Origin of the sequence: Bacteroides faecium (assembly GCF_012113595.1) — a bacterium.
GTDB classification, from domain to species: Bacteria; Bacteroidota; Bacteroidia; order Bacteroidales; family Bacteroidaceae; genus Bacteroides; species Bacteroides faecium.
Genome location: NZ_CP050831.1, coordinates 4,287,241 through 4,302,086 on the forward strand (window position 1 = coordinate 4,287,241; position 14,846 = coordinate 4,302,086).

Below are 14,846 nucleotides of genomic sequence, written 5' to 3' on the forward strand. Positions count from 1 at the left end.
CAACTATAATTTTATATTGAAAACCATGAGAAGATACACAGAAATCTTGGCTGCATTAGCCATCTCTGCCGGAATGGCACTTCATGCGCAAACCAATGAAATGGTGATACAAACCAAGAAGTTGGGAGCGGAAATCCAACCTACCATGTACGGACTCTTTTTTGAGGACATCAACTATGCTGCGGACGGTGGACTCTATGCCGAACTGGTCAAGAACCGTTCATTCGAATTTCCCCAACACCTGATGGGATGGAATACCTACGGAAAAGTGTCATTGATGGACGACGGACCTTTCGAACGCAATCCTCATTATGTACGCCTTTCCGATCCGGGACACGCACATAAGCATACCGGACTTGATAACGAAGGTTTTTTCGGTATCGGCGTCAAGAAAGGAGAGGAGTATCGTTTCTCTGTTTGGGCACGCCTGCCACAGGGAAGTACAAAAGAAACATTGCGGATTGAACTCGTAGATACCAAATCAATGGGCGAACGCCAGGCTTTTGCCACACAGAATCTTACCATTGACTCAAAAGAATGGAAGAAATATCAGATTATCCTGAAACCGGAAGTAACCAATCCCAAATCCACGCTCCGCATTTTCCTTACTTCCAAAGGAACCGTAGACCTGGAACACATTTCTCTTTTTCCGGTAGATACTTGGAAAGGACATGAAAACGGACTCCGCAAAGACCTTGCACAGGCTTTGGCGGATATTCATCCGGGAGTCTTCCGTTTTCCCGGCGGCTGTATTGTAGAAGGTACAGACTTGGAAACCCGTTACGACTGGAAGAAGTCAGTAGGTCCGGTAGAAAACCGTCCTTTGAATGAGAACCGTTGGCAATATACTTTTACCCACCGTTTCTTCCCGGATTATTATCAAAGCTACGGACTGGGATTTTATGAATACTTCCTGCTGTCCGAAGAAATGGGCGCGGAACCTCTTCCAATTCTGAACTGCGGTTTGTCTTGCCAATATCAGAATGACGACCCGAAAGCTCACGTAGCAGTCTGCGATTTGGAACACTATATCCAGGATGCGCTCGACCTGATTGAATTTGCCAATGGCGATGCGAACACAACTTGGGGAAAAGTCCGTGCCGATATGGGGCATCCGGCTCCTTTCAATCTGAAATTTGTCGGTATTGGTAACGAACAATGGGGCAAAGAATATCCCGAACGTCTCGAACCGTTTATCAAGGCTATCCGTAAGGTGTATCCCGATATGAAGATTGTAGGCAGCTCCGGCCCTAATTCCGAAGGTAAGGAATTCGATTACCTGTGGCCCGAAATGAAACGCCTGAAAGCCGATTTGGTGGACGAACACTTCTATCGTCCCGAAAGCTGGTTCTTAGCCCAAGGCGCACGTTATGACAACTACGACCGTAAAGGTCCGAAAGTCTTTGCCGGTGAATATGCCTGCCACGGAAAAGGAAAGAAATGGAACCATTTCAATGCCGCCTTGCTCGAAGCTGCTTTCATGACCGGACTGGAACGTAACGCTGACATTGTCCATATGGCTACTTATGCTCCGCTTTTCGCCCATGTGGAAGGCTGGCAATGGCGTCCGGATATGATTTGGTTTGACAATCTGAATTCGGTCCGTACCGTAAGCTACTATGTGCAGCAACTGTATGCACAGAACAAAGGTACGAATGTACTTCCACTCACCATGGATAAGAAAAACGTGACAGGTGCCGAAGGACAGAACGGACTCTTTGCCAGTGCCGTATATGATAAGGATAAGAATGAAATGATTGTAAAGGTTGCCAACACTTCGAATACTGCCCAACCTGTTTCGTTGAACTTCGCAGGATTGAAGAAACAAGACGTATTATCGGATGGCCGTTGCATCAAGCTTCGCTCACTTGATTTGGACAAAGATAATACGCTTGAACAACCTTTTGCCATTACTCCGCAGGAGACTCCGGTATCCATTGAAGGACATGTGTTTACAGCCGAATTGGAACCGAATACATTTGCGGTTTATAAATTTACGAAGAAATGATAAATAAGATTAGATTCGTAGTTTTCTCATTCGCGTTGACAGCCTTCTCCGGGCTGTCAGCGCAGAATGACACTACTTTTATAGCCAATGGCAATCCCATCATTAAATATAAATATACGGCTGATCCGGGAGCCATGGTACATGACGGAAAAGTATATATCTACGCCGGACACGATGAATGTCCGTCACCCAAAGAGCATTACCTGCTGAATGAATGGTGTGTCTTTTCCTCTCCCGACATGAAAACATGGACGGAACACCCCGTTCCTTTGAAAGCCAAGGATTTCAGTTGGGCAAAAGGCGAGGCGTGGGCAAGCCAGGTGATTGAACGTGACGGCAAGTTCTATTGGTATGTGACAGTAGAGCACAAAACGATTCCCGGTAAATCTATCGGCGTAGCCGTTTCGGATTCCCCGACAGGTCCTTTTGCAGATGCCCGCGGTTCAGCATTGGTCACCAATGACATGACTACCGAATATACGAAAATCCGGTGGGACGATATTGATCCGACAGTTTTTATTGACGATGACGGTCAGGCATATCTATGTTGGGGAAATACCCAATGCTATTATGCCAGACTGAAAAAGAACATGATCGAACTGGACGGCCCGATTATGCCGGTCAATCTTCCTCGTTTTACGGAAGCTCCCTGGATACATAAACGTGGAGACTGGTATTACCTCTCTTATGCTTCCGAATTCCCTGAAAAGATTTGCTATGCAATGAGCCGTAGCATTACAGGACCTTGGGAATATAAAGGTATCCTGAATGAAATAGCGGGTAACTCCAATACCAACCATCAGGCTATCATTGAATTTAAAGGAGACTGGTATTTCATTTACCACAATGGTGGTATCAACACCGCCGGTGGCAGTTTCCGCCGTTCCGTCTGCATCGACCGTTTGTATTATAATGAAGACGGTACAATGAAAAGGATACAGATGACGACAGAAGGCGTACAGTAAAAAGAATAATAAGGATTTAGGGTTAGTTAAATCAATAGATAATAGGTTTTAGGTTTTTGTTAATTTGAGAAAGAAAGGGCGGCTCCCGTGATGGAAGCCGCCCTTCTTAATTATTTAATCTTGAATAATCTCTTATTCCAGTCTACGAGAACCGTCACCGATTACTACGTCATACACTTTCGGGCTTCTGCCGAATTTAGCTTTGAAAGCCTCTTTTGTCTTTTCAACGAAGTTGTCATACAATTCGTTCTTGACAAGGTTGATAGTACAACCACCAAAACCGCCACCCATAACGCGTGAACCGGTCACACCGTATTCTTTAGCGCAGTCATTCAGGAAGTCGAGTTCTTCGCAGCTTACTTCGTACAGCTTGCTCATACCGTGATGAGTTTCGTACATCTTCTGACCTACAGTTTCGTAATCATCTTTTTCCAATGCTTCGCAAACGTCAAGTACACGTTGGATTTCTTCGATTACATATTCTGCACGCATATAGTCTTCAGCGCTGATATCAGCTTTTGCTTCTTCAAGCATGGCCATTGTACAGTCACGCAGGAATTCAACGTGCGGATGATTCTTTTGGATAGCGGCTACAGCAGCTTCACAACTTTGGCGACGCTTGTTGTAAGCAGAAGAAGCCAATTCGTGTTTAACAACTGAATCCATCAAAACCAAACGGTAACCGTCCGGATGGAATGGGAAGTACTCATATTCCAGTGAACGGCAATCCAAACGGATCAAGCTGCCTGCTTTACCGAATACGGAAGCAAACTGGTCCATGATACCGCAGTTCACACCACAGTAGTTATGTTCTGTAGCCTGACCCACCTTAGCCAATTCGAATTTATCAATCTTATTTTCGCCGAACAGTTCGTTCAATGCGAAAGCATATGTACTTTCCAAAGCAGCGGAAGAAGACATACCTGCACCCAGAGGCACATCACCTGCGAAAGCAGTATTGAATCCCTTCACGTCAACGCCACGTTTAATCATTTCACGGCAAACACCGAAAATATATCTTGCCCAGCTAGCGCGTGGAGCATCTTCTTCGTTCAAGCCAAATTCTACATAATCCTTCAAGTCGATAGAGTAAGCCTTCACTTTGTCAGTACCGTTCGGTTTGATTTCAGCAATCATACCTTTGTCTACTGCACCCGGAAAAACGAATCCACCATTGTAGTCGGTATGTTCGCCAATCAGGTTAATGCGACCCGGAGAAGCATATAAAAATCCGGTAGTTCCGTCAAAGTGTTTAATGAATCGACTTCTTACGTATTCTGTATCCATGATATTAATAGTTTAAAGGTGAATAAATTATATATGATTATTCCACAGGAATATCCTTATTGACATTTTTGCAACCTACCAGGCCGTAGAACAGCAGATAAGCAAGGGCAGCGATAATCAGCCAGTAGCTAGCCATGTAACCGGCAGCATCTGAGATACTTTGTTGGATCAACGGCAATACACCGCCACCGACAACCATCATCATGAAGATACCGGAAGCCTGTGCCGTATATTTTCCCAAGCCTTCTACGGCAAGGTTGAAGATACCGCCCCACATTACAGAAGTACAAAGACCGCAAAGAACGAGGAACAATGCACTGACAGGAACCTGAGCCATCATAAACCCTTCGCCTACCGAATAACCCGGCATAGATACTGTTACGTCTTTCGGAGTGAAAATAGCAATCAAAACAAAGATGATAGCAGTAACCGATACGACAATCAACTGTGTGCGGCTTGAAACCTTACCGCTGATAGCGCTACTTGCAGTACGTCCGACAAGCATCAACAGCCAGTAGATAGCAGCAATTGCACCACCGATAGCAGCTCCGTTCATCAATATACCGGCACCTTTGTCGCTTGAGTCGGCAAGGTAAAAGTTCAATGTACCCGGAATACCGATTTCGATACCTACATAAATAAAGATACCAATTACACCCAATACCGTGTGACGGAAGCTCCAGGGGCTGTGAGAGAATTTTTCTTTAGTAGCTCCTGCTTTCTGAAGATGAGGTTCGGGAATGGCAACAAATGAAATAATGATGAATGCAGCTACAAATACTCCCATTGCAACGAAAAGGAGAGGAGCTACGTCGGACATTGCTGTCTTGTCAGTTACCGTACCGATCAAAGCACCTACGAAGAGCGGAGTCAACGTTCCGGACAAAGAGTTAAGCGCTCCACCCGTCTGGATCAATTGGTTACCCTTGTTACCACCGCCACCGAGAAGGTTAAGCATCGGGTTTACAACGGTGTTAAGCATACATACGCAGAAACCGCAGACGAATGCACCGAGCAGATAGATGATGAAGTTCAGTTTGATGGCATATTCACCGAAAGCGAAAACGTCGGTACTTGCACCTATCACACTGGAAAGATACTGGATAAACAATCCGACAACACCTACTGCCATTGCAATAAGAGCTGTTTTCTTATAGCCGATTTTTACAAGCATGTTACCGGCGGGAATACCCATAAACAGATAAGCCAGGAAGTTCATCATATTTCCCATCATACCTAATGTGCTTGAGCCTGCGTATTCATTTTTCCAAATGGTACCGAAAGGCGCGGCAAGATTTGTCACGAAAGAGATCATCGCAAATAAGAAGAACATTGTTATAATCGCGATGAGATTACCGTTCTTTTTTCCTTGATTCATGGTTCAAAAAAAATGTTAGTTTATAAAATTAGGTTAGTTATTTTTTTGATTATTATTCTTCTACCGCAAATTTGTAGACAGTGATTTGTTGATATTCATCACCCGGCAGCAAAGTAGCCGATGGGAAATGAGGTTTGTTCGGAGTATCCGGGAAACACTGTGCTTCGAAGCAGATAGCACTTCTTGCAGGGAATGTGGCGCCGTGTGCACCTTCGAATCCGTTGAGCCAGTTGCCCGTATAAAGTTGTACGCCGGCTTCGGTGGTATACACTTCCATGATACGTCCGCTTTCCGGGTCTTTGCAAGTAGCGGCCAGGTCGAGCGAACCGCTTTCAATCTTGTTCAGTACGTAGCAGTGGTCGTATCCTGCACCGAATACCAGTTGCTGGAATTTATCGTCGATACGTTCGCCTACGGTATGCGCAGTACGGAAATCCATCGGAGTGCCTTCTACTTTGGCAATTTCTCCTGTCGGGATAGATACTTCGTCGATGGGCGTATAGAAGTCAGCGTTGATAGTGACAATGTGATTGTTAACGGTAGGAGTAGGGTTGGCGATGCCGGCGAGGTTGAAGAAACCATGGTTAGTCAGATTTACCACTGTGGCTTTGTCTGTTGTAGCACGATATTCGATAGTCAATGCGTTTACTTCGTTTTCCAACCGATAGGTCATTTCTACTTCGAGATTACCGGGGAAACCCTCCTCACCGTCAGTAGAAACATAGTTGAATTGTACTGTACTCTCATCAATCTGGATAGCATCCCAAACGCGGGCGTGGAAACCAGTGGGACCACCATGCAGGGAGTTAGGCCCATTGTTGATGGTGAGTTCGTGCTCTTCGCCGAATAGAGTGAATTTACCTTTGGCGATACGGTTACCGTAGCGTCCGATAGTCGTACTCAAGAAAGGTTCCGGGCTGTTGACCACATGGTCGATACTGTCGTGACCGAGAATCACATTGGCATACTTACCGTTTTTGTCCGGTACCATAATAGAAAGAATGGCGCATCCGTAATTGGTTACAGCTACTTCCATTCCCTTTGTGTTTTTGAGGATAAATAAATCTGTTTTCTTATCGTTTATCTCCTTTTGGAAATCTTCACGGCTGAGCCCTGAAAGATTCCCTTCTGTTGGGAATGTGTTATTCATGTCTGGTATTATTAAAATTTCCTGCAAATAAAAGGAAATTCTTTCTTACTCACAAATTATTCCGACTAAATATAAGAGGTGGTTTAGGAAAGTTTAGCTTTCTTACTTATTGTTCCTTTTCGGGGGAAGAATCGAACTGTAATGGATACATAATTGGATAAAAAACATTAAAAGCCCCGTTCTAGTCCTGAATCATACCAAAATAGAACAGATGGCGGGAACTTTTCCATTTAGGCGTTGTTCTAATTATCCAAGCTCGACGTACGTATATAAAAATAGACTTGGATAAAATTATAAACATTTATTTTTTAGAAGACATGAAAATTAAACAGCTATTATTAGCAGGAGTTGCAGGTATGTTCCTATTCTCCTGTAGTGACAAAGACGACGTCTCTGTTGCGCAGAACGAAATAAAATCCCTTTCGGTATCATTGAGCGGAATCAAGAGCGAAGTCGGTTCGAGAGCTTCTTCTCCGACGGATATTATCACATCGAGTGTAAAGGATGTGAACAGCGTTCTGATTAATCTGACGGATGCCAATGACAAAGTTATCACTTCCAAATCTGTGACTAAAGACGATGTGCTCAACTCAGACTGGAATAAACTCACAGATACTTCCAAAGGGTTGAAATTTATCAATATTCCTCAATCTGTTTCAAAAGTGTACGTTTACGGTAATCCGGGAAATGCCGTAAAAGATAATGTAATCAATACCAAACTGGCCGAGCAGCAAGGTAGTGCGGTGCTTTATTACGGAATGGACGACGATTTGACGCCGATTGTTAACGAGCCGATAGAGCCGACTCCGACAGCCGGAAAGACCTATACGGCAGAAGTGACCATAGCGCCGGTTGTAGCCCGTCTGCAAATTACAAAAATCTCCTTCAAGAATGCAGGCAGCTTTGATTTTACCCGTTCTATCGGTGGAGCGAATAAGAAGGCAACCGTTACATGGACACAGTTCTCCGGAAACGTGAAAGGTCTTTATATGAATAACTTCTATAACACTTTCAACCAACCGGGAACATTGGAAAACCTGTTGCTGAATTCAACCGCCGAAGGACATATCCAAGCCGGAATGTGGACATTCGACACCACTCCGATTCTCGATGCCGCGCCTTTTGCCAGCTACGCCATCTATAATTCGGCAGACGATACTTACGGCAACCTGCCGCTCGACCTGTCCGGTAAATGCTATGCTTTCAACTTTTTCCCGGGTACAGCTATACCGCAACTGCATCTTGACCTTGCCGACCTGGTAATTGGCGAGCTCGCCTCTACCGATCCGGAAGTGTTCAACCCCGAACTTGCCAACACCGCGCGTTTCGCCAATATTGTGAAATATTACAAAAGTATAAATACCGAATTAACGGCTGCTGACTTCAAGCCTGGTACACTTTATAACATGGAAATCGAATTGATACCGATGTTGGACAATGATCTGGGTAATATACAGTATAACGTACTGGTACACGTCACTGTTGCTCCGTGGAATGAAGAAACAATCACTCCGGGATTTGACTTGGAACAGTAAGCTCCGGCAGAACCATAAACAAAAAATATGAAGAAGGTGATAATGCTGTACACCTTGTTGCTGGTAACGGTGACAGGGTGTATAAAAGAAAATCTGGATGATTGTGAGACGATTTTGTACTTCGACTATCTGGGTGACGGAACACGGGATATCTTTCTTCAGAAAATAGAAAAGGTGGATATGTACATATACAATGAAAATAACGTATGTGTGCAGAAAACTGCCCTCGATAAGAGCGAGCTGCATCGCCAACAGGGCACCACCTTGACTTTGCCAAGCGGTCAATATCATGTTGTTTGTTGGGGAAACTCCCTTAGCGATACGCGGATAAATGAAGGTGCTTCGCCGAACGAGAATCTTGTCGGAGCCCCCCATTACTTCACCAAAGAACTGATAACGACGAATGACAGCCTGTATTTTGGAGAAAAGGAGATTATAATACGCAACGAAGACTATCAGGTAGACACCGTTCCTTTCAGCAGCGCACATATCAAGATGCTTGTAGAATTGGAAGGACTGGATGTCAGCGATACACGAACGGCCGTTTCGCCCGTCAGTATAGAAATGGGGAATTTGAGCCCGACAGTGGATTTCGCCAAATCGTTTTCGAAAGAACAAATCTCTTATTACCCGGTGCTTAATTATAATTCCGGCACACAAAAGTTTGGCGCGAAGTTCAACGTGTTACGATTTAATAATGAGAATGAAGTAAATCTTCAGTTGTACAATACACAGAGCAATGAAAAACTGTACACCCTGCAATTGAAAGACTTCATGAAGGAAAATGACATTACCGTAGACGGTATCAATGAAGTGACGGTGGGAATCCGTATCCGTTTCAATGGAACCGCCATAACAGTAAAACCCTGGGACGAAGAAACAATCAGACCGGGGCAATAACCCCAACATAGAATATGAAACTAATAGTAAAATATCGGCTAAGTTTACAGATGTTCGTCCTTGCACTCTTTCTTTATTCATGTAGTGAAAGCGAGGCGCCGGTATCAGATGCAACCAACAATCAGGCCCGACTTAATTTTCTGGTCAGTACCACACCGAAAGAAGGCGTGCTGACCAAAGGAAATGACGGCAGCTTCTCCAGCCTTGCCCTTTATATATTCAATAAGGCGGACGGGTATTGCGAGTATTCGGAACTGATACCGGAATTTACTCCGCAAAGGCTGCAGGAACTATCACGCTCAGTCAATGTATCACCGCAAACAAAAATTATTTATGCAATAGCCAATTACAATGACCCGGACAAGGCGTTTTCCATCCCCATTGCTTCCAATCTGACAATGGAGCAACTGGAAAGCCTGACTGTATCCGGCAATGGCTTCAATGACAACAGTATCCTGATGGTTGGAAAAAAGGAAGTTCCGATTAACAGCGAATACGTCGTTGCCGAAATTCCGATGGAACGGCTGGTTGCACGGCTGGACATTTATATGTTCAAGAACCAGGGATTGGAACAGTCTACCGTCACTGTGACCTCGATTGAATTTGTCAACCAGGTACTCGACACTTATGCCAACCCGGGAAGCATGGCAATGCCTGCAACTGCCCGATTGCAAAATGTAACCTTTCCGATTACTGAAAACGGAACCCTGCAACCTATGCCGTCGGATTTGTCGGAAATTATTCCGGCGAACGCCAATGCTTCGTTCTACACATACCGGAATATCGTTTCCAGCGGTAAACCGGATGCAAGTACCCCTTACATCCGTATAACGGCATTATTCAACGGGATAAGTTATACATACCGGGGGTATCTCACAGACCAGGGACAGACTGCCAACAAATACAGCCTGCTGCATAATACGGTCTATCGTGTGATGGCTATGCTTGACCATCCTGATAATCAGTTGATAATCAAAACAACTCCTTATCCATGGACCGTTGTATCTTCCGAAATTGGCCATGAAGTGAAGGAAGGCGATTACCTTCTCCGACCTTTCAATGGCAACGATACCGGAGCCACTACCGGAGTCGTGCAATTCCCGTATATATGGAATGGCGAAGCCCGCAATGAAACGTCCTACGCTGATTATAGTTTCAGCCTGACAGCACCCGTAGGTGCCGTATGGACAGCCACATTGACCAACGGCCTCGACTTTACGTTCGGAACGAACGGTTCCGTAGCCGGAACTCCGGCTGTCTCGAAAGGAATAGCCCGGGATGCCGCCTACGAAATAAAAATAGGTGCCACCAAACCTTGGAATGGAACCGCAAGGCGTACCTTGTTCTATATCACCGTAGATGGTGTGAAACTTAAAATTAACCCGTTGCAAAACGGTACCCGTCAATTTCCGGGCGATAACGATACGGATATACTAATCAGTCAAACTGAATATAAATAGCTTGAATTATGAAACAAAACAAACTATATATACTTCCGTTCATGCTCTTACTACTTTGGGGTATCACTTCTTGTGAGAGTGAATCTCCGGTGGAATCTGCCGGAGTAGCAGACGTGAACGGAATCACTCTGAAACTTTCCATCCCACGTCCGGTTGTTTCCAGGGCGGCAGCTACGGAAGAAGCCGGCGAAGACGCGCTGAATGAGAATGCGATAAAAACACTCGATGTTTTCATTTACCGGGAAGGAGCAGACGACTGTCTGTTCTACCAGCACTTCGCCCTTTCTCCGCAACTGACCGGAACCGGCGAACACTTGGAAATACTCGATGTGGCACAGGAAAGATTTGCATTGAATGTGAAACATACTGTCTACGTTATTGCTAACCATACGGCGACCATTCCCGAAGCCGGATTAACCCTTACCCAACTGAAAGCATTGGCCGCACCTGTATTGGATGCAGATAAAAAACAAGATACTTTCCTTATGGACGGCGAACAGACGATGGTCTTGAATGACGGAATCATCACCAACAAGGAGATTCCCGTCACTCTCCGGCGCGCTGCCGCTAAGATAAGAATCACGCTGAACTATGTGAATGGATTCACTCCGCTGGACGGTGAACAGCCTTCCAAGAAAATAGTAAATTATGCCGCTGACGGTTCATCCATTGCACAGGGAGCAGTAATGCCCCCGCAGTTGCAAGCCATGAATTCGTTTACTGCCCTCAATACAGGTGCAGGATATAATGGACAATTTATCCTATATTCATATGCCAACGACTGGACGAAAGATATCAGCCGCGAAACGTATGTGCTTATCAACGTCCCCGTAAAAGATGCGGGCAACCATACGATAATGCAGAACTATTATCGTGTACCGGTCAATTATCGTCTGCCGGACGGAACTGCCGGGCAGGAAGAAGGCCTCTATAAACTTGAACGCAATCATCTCTATGACATCTTGGTAAATATAGATAAGCAAGGAGATACTGATCCTCATTCTGCCGTACAATTGAATGGTAGCTATACTATACAGGACTGGACTACCCATGAAGTTCTGGTATCTGTAGAAGGTGTCAATTTTATCTACGTGAAGGATACAAAGATTTCCATGCCCAACAGTACCCAATTCACTACCACTTTCCAGTCCTCTACACCGGACGTGGAGATAAATAGCATTACTGTGAATGGAGCTTCCGTAGCCAATGGGGGCAAAGATATAAAAATCGTATCTACACCGAATGCGAAATCAGGAACAATCAGTATCACTAGTCCGCTTCCTGAAAATTTTCTGGCGAAAGAGATAACTTTTCAGGTAAAGAATGGAGTAGGATTGACGCAAAAGGTTACCGTCTCACAATATCCGGCTTTATACCTTGGTTCAGATACATCGGCAGACGTACCCGGTGGAAGCGACGGACAGAACAATACGAAAATGTATATCATAAACTCGTTTGTAGCCGATTTCTCTGCGCTTCCCTATCCGGATGAATTTGACGAACTGTTTGACACCGGCTTCTCCCATTACGACCCGGATCCTGAATTGGGAAAATCCTATACAGACTATATACGTGACAATGCTGTGCTGGGCTATCCTTTGAGGGATAGTGAAGGAGCCAGTATCGATACGGAAGAAAACAACCGGAGAATCTCTCCGCATATGATGCTTGCTTCGCAATATGGGACAACAACGGCGGATTCATATGCCAAGTCAAGAATCAAATGCCGTGATTATGTGGAAAGAGACGCCACCACCGGTGAAACCTACTCCGACTGGCGTATGCCTACACAAGCGGAAATCTATCTGATAGACATTCTGCAAAATGTTAAAGTCGCTGAAGTGAAAGCAATTTTGGAAGGACATTATTACTGGAGTTCGAATGCTGCCAGTGCCGTCCGTTTTATGGATCCCCGGGTGGGAAATGGAAACAGTTTCGGTCCTCTGAACGCAGCTGTGCGCTGTGTGCGTGACATCCGGTAACACAACAATTGGAATAAAATTAGAAATGTATGAAAAGATTTATCTATTATATAACCCTCTTCGGACTTCTGCTGGCTTCGTGCACATACGAGGATAGCCCGGAAAATCAGTCAACGGAAAAGCACGGGACTACTTTTCGTTTTTCAGTCGACATACCCGATTATAAAACAATACTTAGTCGTGCCACGGGCAGTGAAAATACGGTAAATGATCTTTGGCTGATGGCCTTTGATGCCGACGGACTTTTCATCGGACGGGTGCATCCGTCCCTGCTGATTGGTTATGATAGTGGAGTCGGAGCCTTTCAGGCAGAAATCCCCGATAATACGGGCATTGTCCATCTCATAGCCAACTATGACCAATGGGATAGCTTTGACGAACGTGCCGCTTTGCAGAAAGATGAAAGAGAATTGATTCCTTCTTTCACCAGTACTAAAATGGTATTTTGGGGCAGGCAAGTTCTTGCTTCGGCCAGTGATTCACCCCATATCATTCTTTATCGCAACCAGGCTAAAGTGACCGTAGAAAACGAAGCCGATAATTTTGAAGTAACGGGATACGCCATCTGTAATTATGCAAGTAGCGGTACGGCAGCTCCATTCAATCCGGACGCAGCCGTCACTCCATTTGTGATTATAGACGGCAAACCGACCCTGGCGCATGGTTCCACTCCTAAAGCCAGTCAGACTTCTGACGACTGCACCATGGAACCGAAATATATGTTCGAAAACGAAAACTATTTCAACGACCAGACTTATATCATCATCAGTGGTCGTCTGAAGGGAAAAACTGATGTACTATATTATAAGATTCAGCTTCTCGACAGCAATAAGAAACCATATTCTATTGTCAGAAATTACCACTACAGAGTGGTGATAAAATCCTTTAGTGAAAACGCCAACGGAAGTACGACCTTTGACGATGCCAAGAGTGCGGAATCTTCCAACAATATATATGCGGAGATTTTCAAGGATTCTCCTACCATTGCCGACAATAATAACAATGTGCTGACAGTGAGCCGTCTTCATTTCCTGTTTGTTCGGGGCGGTACTTTAAACGTATCGGCACAATATACGCAAAACGGAGTGACCGATAATTCGAAAATCAGCGTAGTCCTGGCGGAAGACCAGGGAAATATACTCCGTAACCTGAGTTATGACGGCAACGGCACAATTACCACCGATGTCTCCCGCATCATTGCGGGGCAGCAGGGAGCCACCATCACCGTGAAAGCCGGGGTGTTGTCCCGTACCATCACCGTGGTATCGAGTGAGCTCTATCAGTTTGCTCCCGCTTCCCTGTCACCGGAAGTATATACGGCACGCGACCAGGATATGACGTTGCAGTTTACTATCCCCGCCAACATACCTTCTTATCTCTATCCGTTGAAGTGTACTATCACTACTGCCAATCTTTATCCGGTAGCTCCCAACAAGAATTTGCAGATAGAGTACACCGACGGCGGTTACCAATATGTCTATTGGGCAACCGAACCCGGAACCAAGATACTGAATTTCCGTACGAGTCTGGAGAATAGCGATGAGACTATCCTGATAGCCAATGATATCTTCAAGACACAGGAAATAGAAGTGAAGTCACGGCACTTCACCGACGTGGCTGTCAACGGCAGCAATCTGGTGAATTACGGTATCAACAGTACCGCCCAAGTCATGTTTGCCGTTCCGTCGTATCCCGATTACCCGGTCACTTATCCGCTGACGGTGTTCATTGCAACCGAAAAACTGCATACGACGCAAAGCGGATGGACGGCTGTGGAAGGCGGTTACCAGCACACTTATGCGTCACAGCCTTCCGGTATCCAGACAATTACATTTACTTCCGTGAATGCGATAAGTGACGAGAACATCGTCATCTCTGCTCCGGGATTCAGTCCTACGACCATCGGTGTCGGGACGGTGCTGTCACATGGAGTGGCTGTCACCAACACCATCCGGGTGTATCAGAACAATTACCTGCTCCAAATCCCTAATTACAGGGTTACCTCATCGGACACGAGCATTGTACCTACTTTTACGGTCAACAGCCGGAGCAACTATTCGTTCACGATAGCCGCCGGTTCTAAAGCCAGTGATGTCGTCAGGTTCACCCTGCAAGGCTATACGGCTGCCTACCGGGTGGAAGAACTGCTTCAACATCCGGCCATTGTATTAAAATAATAAA

The 14,846-nt window shown here is 45.3% G+C and carries 10 protein-coding genes; 7 read left to right on the plus strand and 3 right to left on the minus strand.

Features of this window, described 5'->3' with window-relative positions; translation table 11 throughout:
- Positions 1-25 precede the first annotated feature (25 nt).
- Together BacF7301_RS15570 and BacF7301_RS15575 are read left to right on the plus strand one after the other, a co-directional pair.
- Positions 26-2,008 carry an alpha-L-arabinofuranosidase family protein gene (locus tag BacF7301_RS15570; protein ID WP_167964199.1) on the plus strand — a complete coding sequence of 661 codons (1,983 nt, stop codon included), beginning with the start codon at positions 26-28 and terminating at the stop codon, positions 2,006-2,008.
- Positions 2,005-2,973: a glycoside hydrolase family 43 protein gene (locus BacF7301_RS15575; RefSeq protein WP_167964201.1), complete on the plus strand. Its 969-nt coding sequence runs from the start codon at positions 2,005-2,007 to the stop codon at positions 2,971-2,973. Before BacF7301_RS15570 ends, BacF7301_RS15575 begins: the two co-directional genes overlap by 4 nt.
- Positions 2,974-3,105: 132 nt before the next feature.
- Here the strand turns inward: BacF7301_RS15575 and galK are convergent, their stop codons facing one another.
- The 3 genes from galK to BacF7301_RS15590 are packed head-to-tail and all read right to left on the minus strand — an operon-like array spanning position 3,106 to position 6,788.
- Positions 3,106-4,260, minus strand: a complete 1,155-nt coding sequence (gene galK / locus BacF7301_RS15580; protein ID WP_167964203.1) for a galactokinase — start codon at positions 4,258-4,260, stop codon at positions 3,106-3,108.
- A gap of 37 nt (positions 4,261-4,297) precedes the next feature.
- Complete coding sequence (locus tag BacF7301_RS15585) at positions 4,298-5,638, minus strand: MFS transporter (RefSeq protein ID WP_167964205.1); 1,341 nt, start codon at positions 5,636-5,638, stop codon at positions 4,298-4,300.
- Positions 5,639-5,690: 52 nt separating this feature from the next.
- Positions 5,691-6,788, minus strand: coding sequence for an aldose epimerase family protein (locus tag BacF7301_RS15590; protein WP_167964207.1), 1,098 nt, complete (start codon positions 6,786-6,788; stop codon positions 5,691-5,693).
- A gap of 317 nt (positions 6,789-7,105) precedes the next feature.
- On the opposite strand from BacF7301_RS15590, the gene BacF7301_RS15595 reads away from it, so the two are divergent.
- Genes BacF7301_RS15595 through BacF7301_RS15615 form a run of 5 tightly spaced genes read left to right on the plus strand, consistent with a single transcriptional unit; the run spans position 7,106 to position 14,842 of the window.
- On the plus strand, positions 7,106-8,323 hold the full coding sequence (locus BacF7301_RS15595; RefSeq protein ID WP_167964209.1) for a hypothetical protein: 1,218 nt from the start codon (positions 7,106-7,108) through the stop codon (positions 8,321-8,323).
- 27 nt (positions 8,324-8,350) lie between these two features.
- On the plus strand, positions 8,351-9,223 hold the full coding sequence (locus tag BacF7301_RS15600) for a FimB/Mfa2 family fimbrial subunit (protein ID WP_167964211.1): 873 nt from the start codon (positions 8,351-8,353) through the stop codon (positions 9,221-9,223).
- Between the two features lie 14 nt (positions 9,224-9,237).
- Positions 9,238-10,683: a DUF4906 domain-containing protein gene (locus BacF7301_RS15605; protein WP_167964213.1), complete on the plus strand. Its 1,446-nt coding sequence runs from the start codon at positions 9,238-9,240 to the stop codon at positions 10,681-10,683.
- 8 nt (positions 10,684-10,691) lie between these two features.
- Entirely contained in the window at positions 10,692-12,665 is a 1,974-nt protein-coding gene (fimD, locus tag BacF7301_RS15610; RefSeq protein WP_167964215.1) for a fimbrial tip adhesin FimD, read from the plus strand.
- Between the two features lie 29 nt (positions 12,666-12,694).
- A complete protein-coding gene (locus BacF7301_RS15615; protein ID WP_167964217.1) occupies positions 12,695-14,842 on the plus strand; it encodes a FimE-like fimbrial tip protein in 2,148 nt (715 codons plus the stop codon).
- Positions 14,843-14,846: the final 4 nt, after the last annotated feature.